Below are 24,642 nucleotides of genomic sequence, written 5' to 3'. Positions count from 1 at the left end.
ATGAAACCAAATATAATCGTTTTGCTCGCTTTTTTAACTGTTTATAGCGCCTATGGTCAAGCCTATAAAAGTGCTTTTCGAGCAGACATTTGTCAATGTTTAGAAACGGAAAGTTTAAAACGAAACCTCACACCAAATGCATATAAAAACTGTTATAAAGAAACATTGCCTAAATATGCAAATCAAATAGATGCAGCTATTGTTGAAGACGATTTAAACAAAAGATATTACTTAGGCCAACTTGCTAGAAAAGATTTAATCTTAGCTTTTCAATACGAGCTAATTTATACTTGTAAAGTATATTTTGATTATTTAGATAGAAATCGAACTAGCAAAATACTAATAGCTAGAGAACAAGCTAAAGAAAGCGATCTCGAAGCTAAAAATCAAATGGTAGCAATGTCTCCCAATGCTTATGCATACTTTCATCGTGCAGAATTACATTTTAATTTAGCAAATTTAAAAGAAGCCGAAGCAGATATAAATAAAAGTTTAGAAGTAAATCCAAATGCTAGTAACATTAAATCTACAAGACATGAATTGATGCTGTTGGCTTTGGTTTATGAAGAACAAAAACAATTCGCCAAAGCAGTAGCGCTATATGATAAAATATATATGGGAGATTTGGATTCGCAAATAGCAGAATTAAGAGCACTTGCCAATAAAAAAGCAGGAGGTAGCATGTCCAGTATACCAAAACCAGTAAATAAAACAGAACCAGTAATAAAAAATAAAACAGAAAGAAGACGACCAAAACCAAAAAGCACAACAACAAAAACAACAGAAATAATTACAGAAAGGCGAACAAAAACAAGACAAGAAGCAAAACAAACAAAATCCAAAAGCGATTCTTCATCACTCAAAAAATTATTTAAATTAGAATAGTTAAAAAAGCCTCTTTTTTAAAGCTGTTTTTTTTATATAAACCTATTATCTTTGGTCTATGCATTATTTCATAGACGTCATTCTACCAGTTCCGCTACAAAAGTTATTTACTTATAGCATTACAGAAGCAGAAGCCTCTTTCCTACAAGTTGGAATGCGTGTCGCTGTACCTTTTGGTAAAACCAAAATGTACACAGCACTCGTGCAAAGTATACATAATAACAAGCCTTTGGTTTATGATGCTAAAGAAATTCATCAAATTCTAGACGAAACACCAATTGTAAATCCAGAACAATTAACCTTTTGGCAATGGATTTCTAAATATTACATGTGTACTTTAGGAGATGTAATGCGAGCAGCTTTACCAAGTGCGTTTTTGTTAGAAAGTGAAACGATTATTTGTAAAAATGAAAGTAAAGTTATTGCAGACGAAGATTTAAAAGATGATGAATTTCTAGTTTACGAAGCATTACACCATCAATCCTCTTTAAAAATCCAAGACTTAATTTCTATTTTAGATAAAAAGAATGTGCTTCCAGTAATAAAAAGACTTTTAGAAAAAGAGGCGATTCATTTAGAAGAAGAGATTTACGAAAAATATAAGCCAAAATATGTACGATATGTAAAGTTGCATACTAATTTTTCTTCGGAAACTTCATTGCAAAATATATTAGAAGAATTAAATAGAGCACCAAAACAAAAACAAGTAATTATGACTTTGTTTATGCTTTCGGCAAAAACGAAAAAACCTATTAAAGTAGCCGAGTTAAGTGAAGCTAGCCAAGCATCTTCCACAATAATAAAGACACTAGTAGACAAAGGCATATTGGAAGAGTATCACATTCAAACCGATAGAATTCATTATTCTGGTGAAGAAAAAGAGGCTTCTAAAAAACTAAATGAACACCAAATAAAAGCCTTAGAAGAAGTAAAAACTTCTTTTGAAACCCATAATGTTACGTTGTTACATGGAGTGACTTCTTCTGGTAAGACAGAAATCTATGTCAAACTTATCGAAGAAGCTTTAGTTCAAGGAGAACAAGTATTGTATTTGCTTCCTGAAATAGCGCTAACCACCCAATTAGTTTCTAGGCTTCAGAGTTATTTTGGAGAACAAGTAGCTGTGTTTCATTCTAAATATTCCATACACGAACGTGTAGAGGTTTATAATAATTTGCTTAACAATTCCGCGAAAGCGCAAATCATTTTAGGAGCAAGGTCTTCTATATTTTTACCTTTTAAAAACTTAGGATTAATAATTGTTGACGAAGAACATGAGCAATCTTTTAAACAATTTGATCCAGCACCAAGATACCACGCACGAGATGCTGCAATTGTTTTAGGCAATATTTTTAAAGCTAAAACACTTTTAGGATCTGCAACACCTAGTTTAGAAAGCTCCTTCAATGCACAGCAAAACAAGTATGGTTTTGTAGCATTAACAACCCGTTTTAATAATGTTTTGATGCCAGAAATTGAGCTGGTAGACATTAAGGACAAGCATAAACGTAAAAAAATGAAAGGCCATTTTAGCGATCGAATGTTGGAAGAAATGGGGGAAACATTAAAAGCAGGTCAGCAAATTATACTGTTTCAAAATAGAAGAGGATATTCGCCAATTGTAGAATGTAATACTTGTGGTAATGCACCACAATGTCCTAATTGTGATGTGAGTTTAACCTATCATCAATACAGAAATCAGCTACGTTGTCATTATTGTGGATATCATGCTGCAATGCTACAAAAATGTATGGCTTGTGGTAGTCCAGATATAGATAGTAAAGGTTTTGGTACAGAACAAATAGAAGTAGAGGTGAAGGAGCTGTTTCCAAAGCATAAAGTAGCAAGAATGGATTTAGATACTACGCGAGGTAAATATGGTTATGAAAAAATTATTACTGCTTTTGAACAACAAGAAGTGGATATTTTAGTTGGTACACAAATGTTAACGAAAGGTCTTGATTTTAGAAATGTGAAATTGGTAGGAATTATGAATGCAGATAATATGCTAAATTTTCCAGATTTTAGAGCGCATGAACGAAGCTTTCAATTGATGCTTCAAGTTTCTGGTAGAGCAGGAAGAACAGAAGAACGGGGTAAGGTTTTAATACAAACCTATAATCCGTATCATAAAATACTACAGCAGGTTTCTACCAATGATTATGCAGCAATGTATCAAGAGCAAATGGATGAGCGTTATAATTTTAAATATCCTCCTATATATAGACAGATAAAAGTTACTTTAAAACATAAAGATTATAATCGTGTAAATATGGCTTCCGATTGGTATGCAAAATCCTTAAGGCAAGTATTTGGTGATTTTGTTTTAGGTCCAGAATTTCCGCCTGTTTCTAGAATTAGAAATCAATTTCATAAAAATATTCTTGTTAAAATTCCGCAAAAACAATCTTTACCAAAAACAAAAGAAGCAATATTAAAAATAGACAATAGTTTTAATGCTGTTAAAGATTTTAGGTCTGTTCGTGTAATATTAAATGTAGATAATTACTAATAAAAAAAGTCCAACTTTCGTCGGACTTAATTTGCAATATGTAATTCTTGGTTAGTTGTTATTTAAAGCTTCTACAAGTTGGGTTTTTTTGTTTCTACTTAAAGGAATTTCATACGATCCTACTTCTACATTTTTACTGTTAAATCGATCTACTTTGTCTAGGTTAACAATATACGATTTATGAATTCTTAAAAACTTACCTTCTGGTAGTTCATGTTCAAAAGCTTTCATAGTAGAAAGAACCACAAGGCTTGTTTCTTCGGTAACTAGTTTTACATAATCCCCAAGAGCTTCAATCCATTTAATGTCTTTAATATAAACTTTACGTTTTTTAAGGTTACTTTTCACAAAAATGTGTTCTCCTTCTGCTTCGTTAAAATCTAATTTTAATTTATGCTGTTCTAGGGCTTTTTCTACAGCAGTACTAAAGCGCTCTTTTGTAATTGGTTTTTGCAAATAATCTGTTGCATCATAGTTAAATGCTTTAAAAGCATATTCTGTTTTACCAGTCACAAAAATAATCTGTGGTTTATTATTTAATACATCCAATAATTCAAATCCGTTAAGCACAGGCATTTCTATGTCTAAGAATATTAAATCTACTTTGTGTGTATTTAAACCATTTTTAGTTTCAAGTGCGCTACTATATTCTGCTATTAAATTAAGAGAAGAGTGATTTTCTATTAACTTTACTATAGACAGACGTTGTATTGCTGAATCATCAACTACTACACAGTTTAAAGTCATAACATTTATAATTTATTCGGTTAAGATATCGACAATAGTACGAATAATTCGGTTAAAAACCAAAAAACATCGACAAAATGATTGTTTTAACATAATATTAACGTTTTTAGCGTTTCATTTTTAATATAAATTTGTTTTATAATTAGTTGTACTATTTAAATAAAAGGTTTACTTTTGCACCCAATTTTAACAAATAAATTAGATTTTTATGAATCATTATGAAACTGTTTTCATCTTAAATCCCGTTTTATCTGATACTCAGATAAAGGAGACAGTAAAGAAATACGAAGATTTTCTTGTTTCTAAAGGAGCAAAGATGGTATCCAAAGAAGATTGGGGCTTAAAGAAATTAGCGTACCCAATTCAAAACAAAAAAAGTGGATTTTACCACTTATTCGAGTACCAAGTAGATGGTGAAGTTATTAACCCTTTAGAAGTAGAGTTTAGACGTGATGAGCGTTTTATGCGTTACTTAACTGTATCTTTAGATAAGCACGCGATTTCGTGGGCAGAAAGAAGAAGAGCTAAACTAAAACAAAAAGCATAATCATGGCAAGTACTATAGAACAACAATCTAAAGGAAAAAAAGACGGAGAAATTAGATATTTAACTCCTCTTAATATAGAAACGAACAAGAATAAAAAGTACTGTCGTTTCCAAAAATCTGGAATCAAGTATGTAGATTACAAAAATCCAGACTGGTTATTAGGTTTTGTAAACGAACAAGGTAAAATTTTACCAAGACGTTTAACAGGAACTTCATTAAAATATCAAAGAAAAGTGTCTGTTGCTGTAAAAAGAGCACGTCACTTAGCATTAATGCCTTATGTGGCAGATTTATTAAAATAAAATTATCATAACATGGAACTTATATTAAAACAAGACGTTGAAAATTTAGGATTTAAAGACGATGTTGTAACGGTTAAGAACGGTTATGGTAGAAACTTTTTAATTCCTACAGGTCACGCGGTTATCGCTACTGCTTCTGCAAAGAAAGTTTTAGCTGAAAACATTAAGCAAAGAGCTTATAAAGAAAAGAAAATTATTGATGATGCTAACCAAGTTGCAGATGCACTTAAAGCATTAGAAATTAAAATAGCTGCTAAAGTTGGTACTGGAGACAAATTATTTGGATCTATTAACAATATTAATGTAGCAGAAGCATTAGCAAAAGAAGGTCAAGAAATTGATAAAAAATTCATTACTGTTACTACAGTGAAGCGTTTAGGTAAGTATGACGCAACTATACGTTTACACAGAGAGGTAACTATTGATTTACCTTTTGAAGTAATTGCTCAAGCTTAATATTTTAAATTACATAATAATAAACCGTTTGGAGCTAATCTAAACGGTTTTTTTAATTCTAAAAGTATTGCTTTTACAGAAGTTTATTCTGTTTTAGCTGTTAAAAATAATGATAAAGCATTTCTCTTTTATACTGTTTTTAGTATTTATAACTTCTTGTAAAAAAGAGGTTTCAAATACTAAAACACAAGTTAAAACTCAAAAAGAAACAATTAAAAAGTCTGCATTAATTGAAGCCTTTAAATATAAGCCAAATGCAAGCCCAATAATAAGTGTACATCGTGGCGGAAAAAGTATAGAGTTCTATCCAGAAAACGCCATAGAAACTATAGCGCATGTATACCAAAGTATTCCGACTGCTATTTTTGAGATTGATGTAGCAAAAACAAAAGATAATCAATTAGTATTGTTACACGATAATACACTAGATAGAACGTCTACAGGAACCGGAAAGTTAATCGACTATACTTATTCCGAATTAGAAAATTTTTATTTGGAAGACGATTTTGGAAATGTAACTACTTTTAAAATTCCATTATTTAATACTGTTTTAAAATGGGCAAAAATTAATAATGTAGTACTAACTATAGATATAAAACGTAGCGTAGCAATAGAAACAGTAATAGATGCAATTAGAGCAGAAAAAGCAGAAGATGTTTGCTTGATTATTACGTATAGTATAGAACAAGCAGAAAAAGCACACAAATTGGCTCCAGACTTATTACTTTCTGTTTCGGCTAGAAATGACAAAGAATTAGATTGGTTATTGCATACTAATATACCTACCGAAAATATGCTCGCATTTACAGGTACTCGATTATCTCCAAATGCCTTTTATAAAAAAGTACAATCCTATGGCATTAAAACTATTTTGGGTACTTTAGGGAATTTAGATAAGCAAGCAGCATCTAAAGGAGATGAACCCTATAAAGTATGGCAAGAAAAAGGAATAGATGTCTTTGCGACAGATAGACCTTTTGCAGTTGCAAAAGCATTAAATATTACAGAATAAAACATTAAAAAAGATTCCTCTTTTTTGGGGAATGAAAAAAGAATTTTTTATGAAATACTCTAGACTTACTAAAGAACAATTTGAAGAATTACATCAAGAATTTATAAATTTTCTAGCTACACAATCTATTACAGGAGAGGAGTGGGAAGACATTAAAACAAACAAACCGGAAGTAGCAGTTCAAGAATTAGATGTTTTTAGCGATTTGGTTTGGGAAGGTGTTTTAAGTACAGCCAAATATGTTGAGCATATTTCGCCACAGCAAATGCATTTATTTTCTTTAAATGAAGCGAATATGCATGTCATTGCAGTACAGCTTAAAAATGCTTTAGATTTAACGACTAAAGAAGGTTTTAATTGGTTACGTGAAAACTTAATGGATGAAGATGTAGAGTTTTTACAAGCAAAAAAAGAATATACAGAAGATAAGAATATGGATAAGTTTACACTTATTCAACAAGGAGGAGTCATTACAAAAGGAGAATTATACCAGTTTTTTAATAAATTGATTAATTAAGTTACTATTGTTTCTAAATACTTTCTCCAAAGGTTAGCAGGTTATTATCTGGATCGAGTATTGAAAATTCCTTTTGTCCCCAAGGTTTTTTTTGTAATATGCCGTTTGGGTGAATGGGCGTATTGGTATTTAATAAAGAAAGGTAAAAATCCTCAATATTATCTGTTCTAATATAAACTTGTCCGTAATTTTGTTTTATATCTAGTTCTTTAAATATAAAGAAGTGTATTTGGATCTTGTCTTTTTCTAGCATTAAATAATCCTCATAATCTGGGCTGCCAAAAACTTTAAATCCCAATTGATTAATGTAAAATGCTTTTGTAGCATTTTTGTTACGCATTGGCAATTTCGGATTAATATTGGTAAGCATAGTTCAATTATTTAATTCACAAAATTTTACTCATAACGCAAAGATTCAATAGGGTCTAGTTTTGCGGCTTTAATTGCTGGCATTAAACCAGAAACCACTGCTACCAAGAAGGCAATGGCAAAGGCACTAAACATAGCAAACCAAGGTGTTGTAAATTGAAAATCGGCAAGATTAGCAACTAATAAGCCTATTAATACACCAAAAATAATTCCTATAATACCACCTAATTGACCAATAATTAAGGCTTCCATAAAAAACTGAAAAGCAATCGTTTTCTTTTTTGCGCCTAATGCTTTACGTACACCAATTTCTCGAGTCCTTTCGGTTACCGAAACAAAAAGAATATTCATAAGTGCTATAGAGGATCCTAAAATGGTAATGATACTAATTATCCAGGCTGCATATTCTAAATACACAGTTATAGAACCAATTCTATTAATTAAATCGTCACTACGTTCTATACCAAAGTTGTTTTCTTCTACAGGGTTTAAGCCACGAATATTTCTAAAAGTAAGTATTGCTTGGTCTTGTGCGCCTTCTAACATTTCTTTATTATTGACCATGATACTAATATCATAATTAATATTCGGTAAAGTAAAAATAGAACGTGCATTTTGTACAGGTATAATCACCCGTAAATCTTGATTATTTCCAAAAGTAGCACCTTTAGATTCTAAGGTGCCAATAACAGTAAATTTTACACCTCTAACACTAATGGTTTTACCAATTGGGTTTAGGTTTTCAAATAAAGCTTTATTTAAATCACTACCAATAATACAAAGGTTACTATTATTTTGCACATCGAAAAAGTTGAGTTCTCTTCCTGCATCTAATTTTAAACCAGAGTTTTGTATAAAATTCTCGTTAGCACCAATAATTGTAACTTCTGGATCGGTTTTTTTGTTTTCATATTTTACCTCAGCACTACGAGTACCAGTAAAAGAAACCGAAGTTTTTGTACCAGGAAATTCATAATTATCTTCAAATTCTTTTACATTTCTGTAGCTAATTATAGGGTTAATTTTTCGTTCCTCGCCACGAGCTCTACGTTGCGTGGTAAACTCATAACGTTGTAAATTAAAGGTATTGGAACCCATGGAAGAAAAATCGCTAGAAATTGTATTCTCAAGCGCAGAAACGGCACTTAAAATACCAACAAGTGCAGTAATACCAATGGCGATAATTAAAACAGTTAAAATGGTACGTAGTAATTGACTTTTAATAGAATCGAAAGCAATATTTATATTTTCTCTAACTAATCCAAACATGGTTTGTGGTGGTTGTTTTTTTATAAGACTATTAAATCACCATAAAGTTACTATAAATCTGAAATAAATATCACTCTCTTTAAAATTTATGATATTTTTGTGCTAGTAGAAATGAATTAACCAAGTATGTAGTTTTTTTAAGAGAAAAGAATTACATACTTTAAAATAAGATTCTCACTTTCGTGGGAAGTAAACATGGCACAAAAACCAAGCATTCCTAAAGGCACAAGAGACTTTAATCCAGAACAAGTAGCAAAACGCAACTATATTTTTAATGTAATACAAACCAATTTCCAACGTTTTGGATTTCAACCTATTGAAACTCCAAGTTTTGAAAATAGTGATACCTTAATGGGGAAGTATGGTGAAGAAGGCGATCGACTTATTTTTAAGATTTTAAATAGTGGCGATTATTTATCTAAGGTGGAGGATACGCTTTATACTAGTAAGGATGCTACAAAAATGACTTCTAGAATCTCTGAAAAAGCCCTTCGTTACGACCTCACGGTTCCTTTTGCAAGATACGTTGTGCAACACCAAAACGAAATAGAGTTTCCGTTTAAACGCTACCAAATACAGCCTGTTTGGAGAGCCGATAGACCTCAAAAAGGAAGGTTTAGAGAGTTTTACCAATGTGATGCAGATGTAGTTGGTTCTACTTCGTTGTTTCAAGAAATTGAATTTATACAATTATATGATGCCGTATTTTCAGCTTTAAAATTAGATGGTGTTACTATTAAAATTAATAATAGAAAAATACTTTCTGGTATTGCTGAAGTTATTGGTGCAAGTGATAAATTAATCGATTTTACGGTTGCATTAGATAAGCTAGATAAAATAGGAGAGGAGAAGGTAAAAGAAGAAATGCGAAGTAAAGGTATTGCGCAAAGTGGTATAGATACATTGCAACCTTTGTTTAGTCTTACTGGCGATTTTGAAAGTCAGATAGAAAGTTTAAAAGGAATTCTTAATACTTCCGAAGAAGGAAAAAAAGGTATTGAAGAGTTAGAATTTATTAATGAAGGAATTAAAGCTTTACAGCTAGAAACCGCTATTTTACAATTGGATGTTACTCTTGCTCGTGGTTTAAATTATTATACAGGAGCAATTTTTGAAGTTTCTGCACCAAAAAACGTGAAAATGGGTTCTATAGGTGGTGGCGGACGCTATGACGATCTTACTGGGATTTTTGGAATGAAAGACGTTAGTGGTGTAGGGATAAGCTTTGGTCTAGATAGAATTTATTTGGTTTTAGAAGAATTGCATTTATTTCCTGAAACAGTTAGTAAAACAATTGATGTACTGTTTATAAATTTTGGTGATGCGGAAGCTTTATTTTGCTTAAAAGCCATTAAGGAACTAAGAAACCATGGTCTTAATGCAGAGTTATATCCTGACAAAATAACTAACGGAAAACACATGAAAAAACAAATGAATCATGCTAATAAGCGTGGTATTCCTTTTGTAGTTTTAGTTGGTACAGATGAAATGAATGCTAATACGTATACATTAAAGAATATGGTTACCGGAGAGCAGTTAAAACTTTCTTTAACCGGATTGATTGCTAGCCTTAAATAAAAAAAAATCCTGAACATTTCTGTTCAGGTTTAACTAAAAATAAAAACCAAATTAATTATTTTACTGTTATTTTTTTAGACATTCTACCTGTATCAGAGGTAAGCAATAAAATATAATTTCCAGCATTTAAATGAGATGCTTCTAATAGTATTTGGTCTACAGCTCTAATATTGTCGAAAATTGTTATTAGCTTTCCGTTAATACTGTATACATAGACATGTTTGATGTTTTGTTTTCCAATGTTTTTTATGGATATACTTTTAACTCTGTTTATATAGCTAAGTTCCATAGCAACATCTTCTTTAATTAAATCAGCATCAAAATTATTTTCATTATTTATTATCTGTTCAACTATTTCTTCTTCTTCTTCTTCTTCTTCATTTGAAGTAGTATTATTAGCATCTTCAATATTTTCAAATTTCAACTTAAAACGGTTTAAGTATTCACCTGCAGGTAAATCAACAGAAAAATTTGTAGTTTCTTTAATGTTGTAATAGGTATTTGTTTCTGTGTCTAAAACACCAATTTCTAAATCTTCAGGTACATTAATCATACTTTCAATAGAAATAACATTCGTTCCATTTATTCCTGTGTGTAAACCTAAAGCAAGTGTAGTGGAAGCATCGATAGAATTAATGCCTTGAATTAAAAATTTTCGATCGTCAATCATCCAATACATATCATCTATATGATTTTCAAAATTTTCGGCATCGTAACCATAATCAATTCCTGCAGTTGCATTACTGTCTACGGTTACTAATATCTGTCTATGTAAATTACTAGAAGAAGTAAATCCTAAGCGAATTTTCATTCTATTATCTCTATCCGAGTTATTTTGAGCGTATAGTGTATTGGCTAATAGAAGAAATGAAAATGCAAAAATAGTTGCTTTAATTGAAAAGGTCTTCATAAGTAGGATTTTGAAACTCATGAGGGATTGAGTATTAATTCTGATTCAAATTTATGGGCAATTGAAGCTTGAAAAAAATAATAGCTATAACTAACTTAAATAAACGATATACCGAAAAAATGTGCGAATTTTCTGGATTAACTACATGTTTTTTAGAGATAAATAGTTTAGAAGCATCTAGTTGAATTTAGATTATATTGGTTTGTAATATTAAATTTTAGTGAGTTATATAGTATATAGATAGGTTGAAATATTATACTATTAAACATAAAAAACCCAAAACAATATGTTTTGGGTTTTACAAAGTTTAGTTAACCTTATGGTAGATTTGGGGTCTATTTAATTAACTAAAACTTTTTTAGAAATTTCACCGATTTCGGTTTTTAAGCTTATAATATAACTACCAACACTAAGATTTTTTGTTTTAAGTTCTATATAATTTTTATTTGTAATTTCATCGTAACGGTATACTTCTTGTCCGAGCATATTAATAATTTTTGCTTGCTCGATTTGAAGGCTTTTAGGGTTGTTTATTACCATTGTTTCTGTATCATTTACAAAATATGTTTCTATATTTTCATGATTAACTTCTGCAATACTTAAGGATTGGTTGTTAAAAGTGATTTCAAAACGTTCTAAGTATTCTCCTGCAGGTAAATCTATTTGGAAATCACTATTTTTTAAGTTGTGATAAGTGTTTAATGTTTTATCATGAATATATACTTGTAATTCTTCAGGGAAATGTATTAGTGCATCAATATTAAAAGTATTGATACCACTTTCACTTGTTTTTATTCCTATTGGAAGCACTGTAGCTTCATCGATAACATTGGTACCTTGAATAACAAACTTTTCATTATTAATCATCCAGAACATATCTGTATTTTGTTCATCTTTATTTTCGGCATCATAACCAAAATCTATTGCATTTGTAGCTTGGTCATCTCTTGTAATTAATAATTGTCTTTTATAAGTGTTAGAAGATTCAAAGCCTAATCTAAGTTTTAATCGATTATCGGTTTCTTCATTATTATTACTACTTCTTATAAAAGTAGAAGTAACACCTTCTTTTGTAAAGGTTCTTTGGTTATTATTAAAATTAATCGTGCCGTTATTACTTCCTATAACAAAGAAACCTTGTGCTACTGGTATATATCTACCAGGTGTTTTAGTACCGGTTCCTCCAGAAAGATCTACTCCACCAGTAACATAGTCATATTGAATAGCTTGTACACCACCAGAAAGATTATATACTGCGTAACCTCCTTCATATTCTATGGTATTGTGTGTGCCACCACCAAAATGCTCCCAGTAGTATATAGCTCCTGTTGTATTTGTATTGTCTAAAATAAAACGATCCGCATCTATAGCAGAAGCATAAGGATTTCCAACTAAATAATCGTTATTGTTATTAATAGGTAGTGTTATTACGCCATTATTTGGTTTTCCTTCTACCACGTAATTTTGTTTTAAGGACAGATTATCACTTGTATCATCGACACCTTTCATTGTGAAACCTTCACCAGCAAATATAGTACCTGTACTTCTTACATGTTGCCAGTTGTAGTAATCATCTGCTAGGTTTGCGTATTTCCAAATCCAATAATCTGCAATAGAAATTGGGGTACCATTAGCACCATTATAGCCTGAAATGAAGTTCATGTTTACAGGAGCTAATGGGTTAGATCCATCTTTAAAAATATTATTACTAAGGGTATAGCTATTGTTATTAGAAGTAGTATTACTTACACCTACTGGAGAAGACCAATAGTTGTATGTATAATAATCTTGGGTACCTTGTTGGTCTTTTTCTATAGTACCAGCACTTGTTACATTTAAATCACTGTCTTCTGTTTGAATAAGTTGCGATTCTCCTTCTAAATCAATTTTACCATCTAAATTTAAGTAATGAGATATAGTAAGAGCGTTACCAGTTTCTGTGGTATTATCTCCAGCAACAGTAAGTTCATTAGAATTAACAAATAGACCTAGTATCGATCTGTTTTCGTTATTACCGCTAGGTAGGCTAGCATTATCCATAGTAACATTATGGTTTGTAACTACAATATTCCAATCCACAGTTATTGTATTGTCAACAATAGAAGCAGTTCCAGGAATGGTTTGTACATTTCCGTTTAACCAAGTAGCATTTGTATTCCAATCTCCATTAGCATTAGATCTATATGGAAGTGGAGCAGTTTGGTGATCAACGGTATTTAAGTTTCTTAAGTATCCTTGATTGCCTTTACCAGATTCGTCTTCGGTATTGGTATATGTGTAAATAGACATTGGGTAATACCCTGCTAATTGAGACCAAGGAATGGAAATAATATCATTTTTTGTAACTGTTGTTGGCATTATTTTCCCATCTACAAATGCACTATTATCAACTATTTCTTGATTCATAATATATTGTAATTGGGTTTGTGTTAACGCAGTATCCCAGATACGTACTTCATCAATATTCCCTCTAAAATGGGCTGTTGGAGTGTTTTTTCCTGCAGCACCAATATAAAAGTATTGATTGGTAGTAGTAGGAGCTGGTAAACTTTCTGTGTTATCTAAAACACCATCAATGTACATTTTAGCAGTTGTACCATCATAACTAACTGCAACTTGATGCCATTCGTTTTCTGGGATTGCAATCGAAGAACTAATACTGTTCGCTCCAGAGGCTCCCCAAGACATTTCTAATCTTCTATTGTTTAGAATTTTAAAATCGTAACCTTCCGTATAAGCTGCATCTCTTTTAGAAAGTATAGATACATTTCTAGAATCTCTATTAATCCATGCGGAAATAGTAAATGCTGAAGCATTTAGGTTTAGTTTGTCTTCCATGTCAATATAATCCACAGCACCATCAAAATAGATAGAACGTTCTACTATAACTTGAGGTGCATATCCAAAAGTGATATATTTTGTACCATCAAAATCATAGTCTGTTTCTAAGTTTGCACCATTAGCAGTCATTAATCTGTAACTTGCTGTTGGGTCAAAAACAGGACTATCTGAAATAAACATATAATAATTACCAGGAGGCGTTATGTTTCTCACTGCAGCTTGCGGTATAGATATTTTTACGGAAGGAATATCACCACCATTTTCTACAACTTTCCATATACGTTGCATACCAGTAAAAGTTACGTTTGTAGTTAATGTGCCAATACCAGCACTCATATCTACAGAAATAGTAGAAGCTGCTAAATTTAAATCGGCACCATTGTTACCCCAAACTAAAAATTCTTTATCGTTTAAGTCTGTTGAGTTATTGGTTTGGTTTAAATTATTTGTGTCATAAATATCGGTTAATCCCATAGTAAGAATACCCTGTGTTCTACCTAAACCATCGGTTGCATTATTTACACTTCGGGATTGTTTTTGGTTTAAGTCGGAATCATTATCACGACCAATTCCCGCGATGTCATAATTAAAACCAACATTTTCAGATTGATCCCAAATTAAAGATCCGTTACTATCTACATAATCTTGTGTAGTACCATTAACACCTAAAGTGATTCCGTATTTTATAGCTAAATACGATTGAATTCTATTTCTTTCAACGGTTAAATCTGTATCAATTTTTCTGTTAGAATACGTAATAACCTCTGCTATTCTCGCATTTGTAGTTGCTTCCCATCCTTCACTACGACCTAACCAATATCTTGAATTATTTACATTAACAAATGAAGGAATATCATTTTGGTTACTTTCAATATTATTTGCATTATAGTATAATTCTTGTTGTGTTACTGCGCTATTATTTCTTGCATTAATAATTCCAACATTAGAATACGATGTGCTTGGTCCATCGTTTACCGCATAACCATCTCCAGGAATACTAGTAGTATATGTGTCTATTGCAAAGCAAATAGATTCATTGCTTACACGACCGGTAAAGTCACCAAAACCAATACCTGTGGCATCTGTTGCATTCGTTGAAAAATCTGCATCCCCACAAAAAACATCCATAAAACCAAAGTTTCTATTTATTGGCGTATCGTCTGGAATGATTACAAGGAATATCTCTTGTGTATACATACCAGAAGCACCTTCTAAAAATTGCGTAGAAGTGTTATCATAGGAATAATCACTATCTAAAGAAAATGTAGAAAAAGTATTATCAAACTCTACAACAGGGTTAAAGTTTATGTTTCTTGAAGTATTATCGTAGTAGGTTGGTTCTTGTCCAGCCGTATTTACAGAAGCATCTGCACCATTACCTTGATCTACCCAAAGGGCTACTGGTTGTCCATCTGTATATCCTAAGCCATCTGTACTTTTAAGCCACAGTGCTAAATCGGAATTTACTCCACCAGGAGCAGTTGCTCCAGCTCCTTGAATTGTAAACGTATATGGATCTTCATCACTATCATCATTTTCAATAGTAACTGTAGCGGTTCTCGTTCCAAGTGCGCTAGGATCGAAAGTAATTTCAAAAGTGGTACTTCCTCCAGCTGCAATAGAGGCATTAGGAGTAGCAGTAACTGTAAAATCTGCTGCATTTGCTCCACCAATAACAACGTAAGGTGCCCCACCAGTTAAATTTAAATTAAGGGATCCACTATTTTGGATAGTGAACGTATTTACTTGCGTTCCTCCAGAAACACTAGCACTTCCAAAATCGGTAGCATCTAATGGAGAAGGAGTTGTATCTCCATCAAGAATAGTAGTTGCATTACCTTGTAGGTTTATTTCAGGCGCTATTGAGAAACCATTACCTTGAATTGTAAAAGTATATGGGTCTTCATCGCTATCATCGTTTGCTATAGTAATTATTGCAGATCTTAGTCCAGCTGCGCTAGGATTAAAAGTGATTTCAAATGTAGTACTTCCACCAGCAGAAATTGGAGTAGTAGGATTAGCATTTAGTGTAAAATCTCCAGGATGTAATCCGGAAATAGAAACATATGGAGATGCACCAGTTAAATTTAGAGCAACAGATCCTGAATTTTGAATGGTAAATGTATTGGTTTGTGTACCAAATACTACATTAACAGTTCCAAAATCGGTATCGTCGGCTGCAGCAGGTGTTGTGTCTCCGTCATTAATATTTTGACCATTACCAACAACATTGATTTCTGGTTGCGGAGTTCCAGATGCAACAATAATAGTATAATCTTCTACTTCACCATCAAATCCAGTATCACAATTTGAAGGCGCATTGTTGTATCTTGTAGAAACTCGCATTCTAGTGTTTCCTATGGTTGCACCAATTGGTACAGTTATGGCTAATGGAGATAATGAAGTAGCTCCATTATTAGTATTGTTTGCGGTTCCTAGGTTGTATTCTTCTCCAGCATCATCAAAATCTAAATCTTGATTCCAATCTATCCAAACATACGTTTGTGTTGTGTAATTTCCATCTGTATTGGCATTAACCGTTAAATTATAGGTGTTTCCTTGATTAACTGTAGTGTTAATTGCTGTAAAATCGGAATAGTCATTATCCTCATCAGGAGTTGCATTGTTGATGGTATTAAAAACAACTAATCTTGTCCCTGTATCGTAACCATCTGAACCGTTTCCATTAGAAGTACAATATGATGGGATTTCTCCTGTACCTTGAAGGGTAAAATTGAAAGGATTTTCGTTTGCATCGTTATTTACAATTGTAAGTATCGCAGTTCGTACTCCAACCGCAGCAGGATCAAATTCGACAGTAAAAGTAGTGCTTCCAGATGCAGCTATCGAAGAAGCTGGAGGTGAAGTAATTGTAAAATCACCAGGATTTGCCCCAGAAAATGTTAATGTACCAATAGTTAAAGGTAAGCTTCCAGGATTATTAATTGTAAATGTATGCGAAGCAGGAAAACCTAGGTTTATATTTCCAAAGTTAGTATCATCTGTAACATTTGGGGTAGCATCACCATCATTTATATTTTGACCATTACCAGTAATACTTATTTCTGGTCCCGAAGGAGCATAGCCTTCTATTAAAACATCATCAAATAAGTTATATTCATTATTATCATTGGCGGTAGATGAAAATCTAAATTGCGCATTTGCGGGCAGTGTATATGATGCGCTATCTAGTACAAAATTTAAGTTATAGCTATTTCCAAATCCAGTTTGAGTAAAATCGGTACCTCTTATATATGTGTATAGTGTTAGCCAATTAGTACCATCAAAATACAGTAAATTAAATCCTTCACCATTGTCTACTCGAGAGTTTAGTCCACAAAAAGAAAAATCAACAGAAGTATACGAAGATAGATCTAGTACCGGCGAGGTCATAAGGTTGCTACCAGTGGTATTGTCTTTACTATATATACTATTAGTACCACTACAATTCCATGAAGATATTCCAGCATCAGAACCACCATCTGTCCAGCCTTGTAAGCCAGAATCAAAATCATAGGATGCAATTGTAGTTTGCGAATATGTAAAACTCGTTAAAAGTAAAATGCTAATACATATAGCATATCTTTTAATGTGGTTAATAAAAGTTCTCATTTATAGGTAATTTAGATTGGGACTAATTTATGGGTGTAAACGTACAATAAACACCTATAAAATGCAAATATATTCGATGAAATGCATGTTAAATTTGTAAATCATTGATTTTTAATTAGATGCAAAAAGCCAAAACATTTACGTTTTGGCTTTAATATTTGTATTTAATCGATGTTTTTATTTGATAATTTTGCGGATTACTGTTAAACTAGAAGTAATATCTTTAATTCTAACAAAATATGCTCCGTTAGATAGTTGCTCTAAATTAGATATGTTTATTATGCTATTACTAGCTTGTTTGTTTTTTAAGCTAGTAATTAGTCTTCCGCTAATATCATATAAGTCTATATTGATATCGTTATTCGCTAAGCTACTTGGTAATTTAATGTTTATGCTATTGTTAAAAGGGTTTGGATAAATAGCAAGGTTTTCTAAAATATTTTCAGTTGCACTTAAAGTTCCTATAACAATATTTACGGTGTAATCTTCCACTTCTCCATAATTAAAGGAGTCGCATGGATTATTAGGAGTAGTAGCATCATCCATTAGAATTCGCATTCTAGTAGTACCAGCAGTTAAACCATCAGGAACTGTGAATTGACCAGAAACACTAGGGTCTTGAGTTGCTGCATTTTGAAAAATACGTTCGTCTGTAGTAAAATCACCATCTCTATTGTAATCAATCCAAGCAGCATAACCTTCATTATAATTAGTTCCAGTCCATTCTGGTGTAATAGTGATAGTGTATTGTGTGTCTACTTCTAAATCGGTAGGAGTATTTTGAGTAAAGTCAGAATAACCCGTACCATCTGTACCATCTCCAGAAGTATTAGACCATGATCCAATTTGTACTTGTTTGATGTATTCATAACTGTCATCATTTCCATTTGCATCACAATATAATATTTGTGTTGTAAAAGTAATCGAAGAAGAATAAGCTGAAGGTGGGTTTGTGCCACAAATAGAAGCTATTTGTACTTCGTATTCTACTCCAACTGTTAATCCTGTAATTTCATAAGTATTTGTAGTAAGACCTGAAACTGTTGTCCAAGTTGCTCCACTTGTTTCTTTATATTGTAAGTTATAACTGTCTGCATCATCTGTCCATTCTATAGTTGCGGTTGTAGCGCCTACACTAGATGCTATTATTCCAGTTGGTACAGCATTACTTGGTACTAATAAAACATCTGCTAGCGAAATAGTTTGACCATCACCAATAGTTTGATTTGTTACAGTAACCGATTGGTAGCAAGGTGATTCTATTAAAATATCATAAGTACCGGCTTTAATAGGTCTATAATAATCTCCATGAGAAATATCGGTAACTGTATGTGAATTATATGTATCATGACCAACAATAGTAATTGTTGCATCTATTGGGTTATTCGTATTTGCATCTAAAACTACACCTCTAAACCCATAAGTACCTTGTGTTAAGAAATCTAATAAAGCATCTCTATTATAGTACCAATAGTCATCTAAACTACTTTCTGCTAATATTTTAACATCAGATAATTCTATTGTAACTTCTTTACACTGTTGGTAGTAATTCATGTAATCCTGTCTACCTCCATATACTCTATACCATTCTGCACCATGTGTTACACCTGGACTTTGTGCGTAATCATTATGCCATGCTTGGTTACCAGCGCTCTCATCCCAGTCATCGTCGTCAGTCATATAGGAAGATTTATTGTTATATGCAGGTGTAGCAGTTGTACCAGAGTTTGCATCTGTTTGACAATGTGTAGCGTATTCTACACCAATATGTTCAAACCAATCGTTGTCTGCATGTATATATTGCGCTGAGTATGCATTATCAAAAGGGTAGTTAACTAATTCTGTCCCTCCATGAAAGTTTGCAGATATCACAAAGTGATTTGCATCTGCCAAAGCCATAAAAGCTAAAGTTTCTGTTTGGTATGCTTCTCCATCATCATGAGCTCCAGCTACATTATCTGGATAGTTTCTATTTAAATCTATATTATTTCCATTTCCTCTTCTAGCATTAACCACAGAAGTGTTACTAGCACTATTATGGTATGTTCCGTCTGGATTAGCACTTGGATTAATCCAAATTTCAGCATTCTCTACTAAGTTTTTAATTCTTGCGTGATCTGCATGCGCAGGATTACTATAAACAGTTAAAATGTAATTGATTAGAGAAAGCATCATTGGGTAACCAGCAATTTCGTCTCCATGCATAGATGAGGTAAGCATAAGTTTTGGCTCTTGTTCATCTGTAGTAACATTATCCGAAATTTTTACAAATAATAATTCTTTGTCTCCTTGACCAGTTGCTCCAATACTTAACTTTTGTACTAAAGAAGGATAATCATCTTCAAAATCTTGCATTTGGGTAGCGTATTCTGCATAAGTTGGATAGGAGTTTACAGGAAAGTTTAATGTTGCACGACTAGCTGTTCTTTGTGCTAAAGGTCTAACATCATATATTAAACTTTCCTCTACTTCATTTTCTTCTGTAGGAATAGTGAAAGGAATATTTTTTGCTTCAAAAGCTCTAAACTGTTTTTCATTTGCCCAAGCAATAAGTGTTTTAGTTTGCGCATTATAATTGATTATAGAAAAATCCCTAGAATACATTTCTATCTTTTTAGGATCATTTACTTCAAAAGTAAAAGTTAATTCACCTTGCGTAGAAAGATATTTCTCTGCTTTTTGTTTTTCAGAAACTTGTGCCTTTACGGAAACGATTGTTGTTAGTATTAATACTAAAACTAAAGTAATTTTTTTCATCAGATATGGGGTTTGATAAATTGATTTATTAATTAAGATGGCGCTAATATATATAATTTTTTAATAAATCATCTATAAAACGCAATAAAATCCGATAAAAAGCATATTTTTTATTTTTAATAATAAAACCTGCACATTTTTGCACAGGTTTTTTTTATTAATTTTAGCTGTTATTAGCACTAAATTTTGGGGATAATTATTTAACTATAACTTTTTTAGATATTTGACCAATTTCCGTTTCTAAGTTAATAATATAAGTTCCAGTACTAAGTTTTTGTGTTTTGTATTCTATATAATTCTTATTATTAGTGTTTTTAAAACTATATATTTTTTGTCCAAGTAAGTTTATCATTGAAGTATTTTCAATCTGTAGATTTTTTGGGTTATAAATTATAATATTTTTAGTGTTATTTGAAAAGTATACTTCTAGGTTTTGCATTTCAACATCATTAATACTTAAAGATGGATTGGTGAATGTAATTTCAAAACGTTCTAAATGAAGACCAGCAGGCAATTCTATTTCATAGTTGCTAGCTTTTAAATTGTGATAAATACCAAGGGTTTTATCGTGTAGATATATTTGTAAATCTTCAGGAAAATTTACTAACGCATCAATAGTTATGGTGTTTAATCCTGCGTCTCTAAGATGTATACCAATTGGTATTATAGTGGTTTCGGTTATTTGATCTATACCTTGAATTGTGCATTTTTCACCTTCTATTATCCAGTACATATCGTCTATTTGTAGATTGATGTTTTTAGCATCAAATCCCCAGTCATAGTTGCTAGTTGCTCTTTCGTCTTGCGTAAGAAGTAGTTGCCTATGTAGTGTGTTTACAGAGTTGAAACCGAGTCTAATTTTAACTCTATCATCTCCATTATCTGCATTAGCAGTAGGAGAGGAGTTTGCTTGATCAGTTCGTACAAATACAGAAGTACTAGTGTTTTCTTTTTGAAAAACACGTTGTCCGTTATTAAATTTTAAAGTACCATTTGCTTCACCAGTTACAAAGAAACCTTGTGCCACAGGAATATATTGACCTGGTATTTTGGTAAGAGTACCTCCAGTTGCTAGATCTGGATCATTAGTTCCTAAAGAAGCACAAGGAGTGCCGCCAGCAAGATTGTATGTCGCATAACCTCCTTGGTAATCTGCGAGGTTATGTGATCCTCCTCCCCAATGTTCCCAGAAATAAAGAGTACCTGTGGTATTTCCGTTTCCAGCAATAGAAGGTCCATTGTCTAAAATGAATTTTTCTGCATCTATTGCAGAAGCATAAGGGTTACCAACTAGATAATCATTACCAGCATTTATTGGGAGTGTAATTTCTCCGTTGTTTGGTTTTCCTTCGAATACATAGTTTTGTTCTAAGCTTACATTATTATTTGTATTTGTAACTCCTTTCATGGTAAAGCCTTCTCCCGAAAATAATGTTCCGGTATTACGAATGTGCTGCCAAGAGGCATAATCTTGTGAGGTTCTGTTACTAAACTTCCATATCCAATAATTTGCAATACTTATAGGATTTCCGTTATTTCCATTATAACCAGAAACAAAATTCATGTTTACTGGAGTATTAGGGTCTGAACCATCTTTAAAAATATTATCGTTTAAAGTGTAGCTATTATTGTTTGATGTTGAATTTCTAACGCCAACTGGAGATGACCAATAATTATATGTAAAATAATCTTGAGTACCTTGTTGGTCTTTTTCAATAAACCCTGCACTATTAATGTCTAAATCACTACCGTTTGTTTGAATTAGTTGAGACTCTCCTTGTAAATCAATTTCTCCATCTAAATTCAAATAATGTGAAATGGTAAGACCGTTTCCTGTTTTAGTTAAATTATCACCATTAAGTGTTAGTTTATTTGAATTTACCAATAAGCCAAGTAAAACTCTGTTTTCATTAGGTAAGTTCGCATTATCCATAGGAATATTATGATTTGTTACTATAATATTCCAGTCGACAGTTTTAGTGTTGTCTACTATAGAAGTTGTTCCGGGAATATTTTGAGTGTTTCCGTTTAACCAAGTATTTTCAGTATTCCAGTTTCCATTTCCGCTAGAGCGATATGGAAGCGGGGTAGTTTGGGCGTTTATTGCAGTGGTTAGAGTATTGTAAAGCCTACCGTTTTGTGTTGTATTAGATGATTTATTGAATACACAATTTCCGCGAACATACGAAAACGGATAATAGGCTTTGAGGTTTGCCCATGAAAGTGTTTCAACTTCATTTTTAGAAATTGTACTAGGTATAATTACACCAGAAACCATTGCTCCATTACTTCTAATTTCTTGATTCATGATATAACGTAGTTGATTTTCTGATAATGCGATATTCCAGACACGTAATTCATCTAAACTCCCTTTATAATATTGTATAGGATTCTTCTTATTTGAAGCACCAATAACAGCTTCATAGGTATTGTTTATTGGGTTTGCAATGGTTGAAGAAGTCTTATCTTTTATGCCATCAATATAGATTTTTAATAAGTTCCCTGAATAAATTATAGCAACATGATGCCATTTGCCAACAGGAATAGTAGTGTTAGATGTTATGTTAGTAGTTAGGGTGTTTTTCCAAGACATATTTATTTTGCCATTTGCCGTTATATGTAAATCATAACCTCCATTACTAAATCTAGCATCTCTTTTTGATAGAATAGACATAGAAGTAGCGCTTGTTTGTCTGTTAACCCAAGTAGAAATAGTAAAAGTATTTCCCAAATCTAAGTTGTTTTCTAAATCTATAAATTGTGATGTACCATTAAAGGATAAATGTTGCGAAGCTTGTATTTCTTGAAGTTTTGCTAATGTAAAATATTCTGCATCTTTTAAATTTACACCAGTAAATGTAACTGTTTTAGATGTGTTGTTATAGCTTCCTGAATAATTTTTATAATTGGTTAAGTTACTGTTATTGGACACAATTAACTCTAAATTTGCAGCTTCAGAAATATTAAATTGACTTAAATCGAAATCTAATTTTACTGTTCCAACATCGTTATTACTTTCTCGGGCTTTCCAAATTCTGTTTATTGTACTAGTAACTCTTTCTGGTACAGATGAAGCTTGTAATTGTACTGTTGCACCATTATTCCCTATTAATAAATAATCTTTGTCGTTTGAAATACTACCAGATTCATCTTCTACTGTTATTATGGAGGTGTTTTTTGTGATTTCTTCTACATGAACACTTTTAGATTTTAATTGCAATAATGCAGAATCATCATCTCTTGCTATTCCAAAAACATTATAACCAAATCCTGCATTCTCATTTCCTGACCATGCGATAGAGCTATTAGATAGGAGGTAATTGTTACTTGTGCCAGAATAGCCAAAGTTTGTTATTTGATTTGGAGTATTTTCATATCTATAATATTCATCATTATACCCTAAAGTAATACCATATTTAATTGCTAAATAGGTTTCTACTTTTTGTCTTTCTGTAGCGTTTAATGCTCGGTTATATACAATTATTTCTGCGAGATCTCCTGTTAATTCATTTTCAGAGTCATTATTATTACTGTTTCTTCTAGCGCCAATAAGCACATCCATATTAGTGGTTTCTCCAGTACCAAATCCTGCATCTCCATCTGTGTGTGTGGTTAAAGGGTCTAAATATCCATTTACATATCGAAGTATTTTGTTTGTATTTGGATCATTACTTAAGTCGGTATTAATATCTATGGTAACCGATGAAATTTTTGGGTCATTTCTAGCATGCGTAATACCATAATTAATACCACTATTTGGATCTGATTGGCTAGTTCCTTCGGTTCTTCCTAATGTGTAATGTACCACTCGATCTCTATCTCCTAACCATAGTTGGTAACTTCTAGAATCGTTGCTAGCTCTTGATAACATGGTTCCAGCTCCACTTCCATCTGTTAAAAAAGCAGCAAAAATAGTCATATCAGATCTTTTTGAAACTGTTGGCGAAGCAGGAGAAGGAGTAATATCTAAACCTGTGCCAGAAACGGAAGCTGTAGGGATTTTGTAATACCTTTTGTTTTCTCTATCAAATCTTAATGCAGGATTAAAATTTATTGCTTCATGCACATAAATAGGAGCATTAGAACCTCCTTTTGTTGCAGTAAAAGTATTTGACGAATTATCTATCCAATTTTCTACTTGTTGCCCATTTGCTGTTGCACTAGTACCCGTATTTCCTTTCATCCATAGTTGCAAGTTTTCAGGTGTATTTCCTGGCGCAACATTTACTTGTGCAAAAGATATATTTAGTACTAAAAAGGCAGCAAATAATAGTGCACGTCTAGAACGTAATAAGGTTGTTTTTTTCATGAGGTTAAGTTTTAGTTTG

At 32.1% G+C, this 24,642-nt stretch carries 15 protein-coding genes; 8 read left to right on the top strand and 7 right to left on the bottom strand.

Going from position 1 to position 24,642, the window contains the following annotated elements; all coding sequences use genetic code 11:
• The gene (locus tag Q4512_RS08685; protein ID WP_303423886.1) at positions 1-885 is read left to right on the top strand and encodes a hypothetical protein; all 885 of its coding nucleotides are present in this window, start codon (positions 1-3) and stop codon (positions 883-885) included.
• A 58-nt stretch (positions 886-943) separates the two neighbouring features.
• On the top strand, positions 944-3,397 hold the full coding sequence (gene priA, locus Q4512_RS08680) for a primosomal protein N' (RefSeq protein ID WP_303423885.1): 2,454 nt from the start codon (positions 944-946) through the stop codon (positions 3,395-3,397).
• A gap of 51 nt (positions 3,398-3,448) precedes the next feature.
• On the opposite strand, the gene Q4512_RS08675 is transcribed toward priA, so the two are convergent.
• Positions 3,449-4,144, bottom strand: a complete 696-nt coding sequence (locus Q4512_RS08675; protein WP_303423884.1) for a LytTR family DNA-binding domain-containing protein — start codon at positions 4,142-4,144, stop codon at positions 3,449-3,451.
• Positions 4,145-4,352: 208 nt separating this feature from the next.
• On the opposite strand from Q4512_RS08675, the gene rpsF reads away from it, so the two are divergent.
• The 5 genes from rpsF (at position 4,353) to Q4512_RS08650 (ending at position 6,978) form a co-directional block, all read left to right on the top strand.
• Positions 4,353-4,691, top strand: a complete 339-nt coding sequence (gene rpsF / locus Q4512_RS08670; RefSeq protein WP_303423883.1) for a 30S ribosomal protein S6 — start codon at positions 4,353-4,355, stop codon at positions 4,689-4,691.
• A 2-nt stretch (positions 4,692-4,693) separates the two neighbouring features.
• Positions 4,694-4,993: a 30S ribosomal protein S18 gene (rpsR, locus tag Q4512_RS08665; protein WP_055442298.1), complete on the top strand. Its 300-nt coding sequence runs from the start codon at positions 4,694-4,696 to the stop codon at positions 4,991-4,993.
• Positions 4,994-5,005: 12 nt separating this feature from the next.
• Positions 5,006-5,449 carry a 50S ribosomal protein L9 gene (gene rplI, locus Q4512_RS08660; protein ID WP_303423882.1) on the top strand — a complete coding sequence of 148 codons (444 nt, stop codon included), beginning with the start codon at positions 5,006-5,008 and terminating at the stop codon, positions 5,447-5,449.
• Between the two features lie 109 nt (positions 5,450-5,558).
• Positions 5,559-6,461 carry a glycerophosphodiester phosphodiesterase family protein gene (locus Q4512_RS08655; RefSeq protein WP_303423881.1) on the top strand — a complete coding sequence of 301 codons (903 nt, stop codon included), beginning with the start codon at positions 5,559-5,561 and terminating at the stop codon, positions 6,459-6,461.
• 49 nt (positions 6,462-6,510) lie between these two features.
• The gene (locus tag Q4512_RS08650) at positions 6,511-6,978 is read left to right on the top strand and encodes a DUF6495 family protein (RefSeq protein ID WP_303423880.1); all 468 of its coding nucleotides are present in this window, start codon (positions 6,511-6,513) and stop codon (positions 6,976-6,978) included.
• A gap of 13 nt (positions 6,979-6,991) precedes the next feature.
• Here the strand turns inward: Q4512_RS08650 and Q4512_RS08645 are convergent, their stop codons facing one another.
• Both Q4512_RS08645 and Q4512_RS08640 read right to left on the bottom strand, forming a co-directional pair.
• The gene (locus Q4512_RS08645) at positions 6,992-7,348 is read right to left on the bottom strand and encodes a VOC family protein (protein ID WP_303423879.1); all 357 of its coding nucleotides are present in this window, start codon (positions 7,346-7,348) and stop codon (positions 6,992-6,994) included.
• Positions 7,349-7,374: 26 nt separating this feature from the next.
• On the bottom strand, positions 7,375-8,616 hold the full coding sequence (locus Q4512_RS08640) for an ABC transporter permease (protein ID WP_303423878.1): 1,242 nt from the start codon (positions 8,614-8,616) through the stop codon (positions 7,375-7,377).
• Between the two features lie 195 nt (positions 8,617-8,811).
• Here Q4512_RS08640 and hisS point away from each other — a divergent pair, with 195 nt between their 5' ends.
• The gene (gene hisS, locus Q4512_RS08635) at positions 8,812-10,194 is read left to right on the top strand and encodes a histidine--tRNA ligase (RefSeq protein ID WP_303423877.1); all 1,383 of its coding nucleotides are present in this window, start codon (positions 8,812-8,814) and stop codon (positions 10,192-10,194) included.
• 55 nt (positions 10,195-10,249) lie between these two features.
• Here hisS and Q4512_RS08630 read toward each other — a convergent pair whose 3' ends face one another.
• From Q4512_RS08630 to Q4512_RS08615, 4 genes are all read right to left on the bottom strand, one after another.
• Positions 10,250-11,104 (bottom strand): T9SS type A sorting domain-containing protein, encoded by an 855-nt coding sequence (locus tag Q4512_RS08630; protein WP_303423876.1) that lies wholly within the window; start codon positions 11,102-11,104, stop codon positions 10,250-10,252.
• Positions 11,105-11,443: 339 nt separating this feature from the next.
• Complete coding sequence (locus Q4512_RS08625) at positions 11,444-17,557, bottom strand: choice-of-anchor D domain-containing protein (protein ID WP_303423875.1); 6,114 nt, start codon at positions 17,555-17,557, stop codon at positions 11,444-11,446.
• Between the two features lie 177 nt (positions 17,558-17,734).
• Entirely contained in the window at positions 17,735-20,314 is a 2,580-nt protein-coding gene (locus tag Q4512_RS08620; RefSeq protein ID WP_303423874.1) for a M14 family zinc carboxypeptidase, read from the bottom strand.
• A gap of 196 nt (positions 20,315-20,510) precedes the next feature.
• The gene (locus Q4512_RS08615; RefSeq protein ID WP_303423873.1) at positions 20,511-24,623 is read right to left on the bottom strand and encodes a LamG-like jellyroll fold domain-containing protein; all 4,113 of its coding nucleotides are present in this window, start codon (positions 24,621-24,623) and stop codon (positions 20,511-20,513) included.
• Positions 24,624-24,642: the final 19 nt, after the last annotated feature.

This window comes from Oceanihabitans sp. 2_MG-2023 (genome assembly GCF_030547245.1).
In the GTDB taxonomy this organism is placed as follows: Bacteria; Bacteroidota; Bacteroidia; order Flavobacteriales; family Flavobacteriaceae; genus Oceanihabitans.
This window is presented reverse-complemented; position numbering and strand designations above follow the sequence as displayed.

Excerpts from the sequence above, each read along its gene's own strand:
- Q4512_RS08685 (WP_303423886.1), top strand. The coding sequence starts at position 1 with ATGAAACCAAATATAATCGTTTTGCTCGCTTTTTTAACTGTTTATAGC.
- priA (WP_303423885.1), top strand. The coding sequence starts at position 944 with ATGCATTATTTCATAGACGTCATTCTACCAGTTCCGCTACAAAAGTTA.
- Q4512_RS08675 (WP_303423884.1), bottom strand. The coding sequence starts at position 4,144 with ATGACTTTAAACTGTGTAGTAGTTGATGATTCAGCAATACAACGTCTG.
- rpsF (WP_303423883.1), top strand. The coding sequence starts at position 4,353 with ATGAATCATTATGAAACTGTTTTCATCTTAAATCCCGTTTTATCTGAT.
- rpsR (WP_055442298.1), top strand. The coding sequence starts at position 4,694 with ATGGCAAGTACTATAGAACAACAATCTAAAGGAAAAAAAGACGGAGAA.
- rplI (WP_303423882.1), top strand. The coding sequence starts at position 5,006 with ATGGAACTTATATTAAAACAAGACGTTGAAAATTTAGGATTTAAAGAC.
- Q4512_RS08655 (WP_303423881.1), top strand. The coding sequence starts at position 5,559 with ATGATAAAGCATTTCTCTTTTATACTGTTTTTAGTATTTATAACTTCT.
- Q4512_RS08650 (WP_303423880.1), top strand. The coding sequence starts at position 6,511 with ATGAAATACTCTAGACTTACTAAAGAACAATTTGAAGAATTACATCAA.
- Q4512_RS08645 (WP_303423879.1), bottom strand. The coding sequence starts at position 7,348 with ATGCTTACCAATATTAATCCGAAATTGCCAATGCGTAACAAAAATGCT.
- Q4512_RS08640 (WP_303423878.1), bottom strand. The coding sequence starts at position 8,616 with ATGTTTGGATTAGTTAGAGAAAATATAAATATTGCTTTCGATTCTATT.
- hisS (WP_303423877.1), top strand. The coding sequence starts at position 8,812 with ATGGCACAAAAACCAAGCATTCCTAAAGGCACAAGAGACTTTAATCCA.
- Q4512_RS08630 (WP_303423876.1), bottom strand. The coding sequence starts at position 11,104 with ATGAAGACCTTTTCAATTAAAGCAACTATTTTTGCATTTTCATTTCTT.
- Q4512_RS08625 (WP_303423875.1), bottom strand. The coding sequence starts at position 17,557 with ATGAGAACTTTTATTAACCACATTAAAAGATATGCTATATGTATTAGC.
- Q4512_RS08620 (WP_303423874.1), bottom strand. The coding sequence starts at position 20,314 with ATGAAAAAAATTACTTTAGTTTTAGTATTAATACTAACAACAATCGTT.
- Q4512_RS08615 (WP_303423873.1), bottom strand. The coding sequence starts at position 24,623 with ATGAAAAAAACAACCTTATTACGTTCTAGACGTGCACTATTATTTGCT.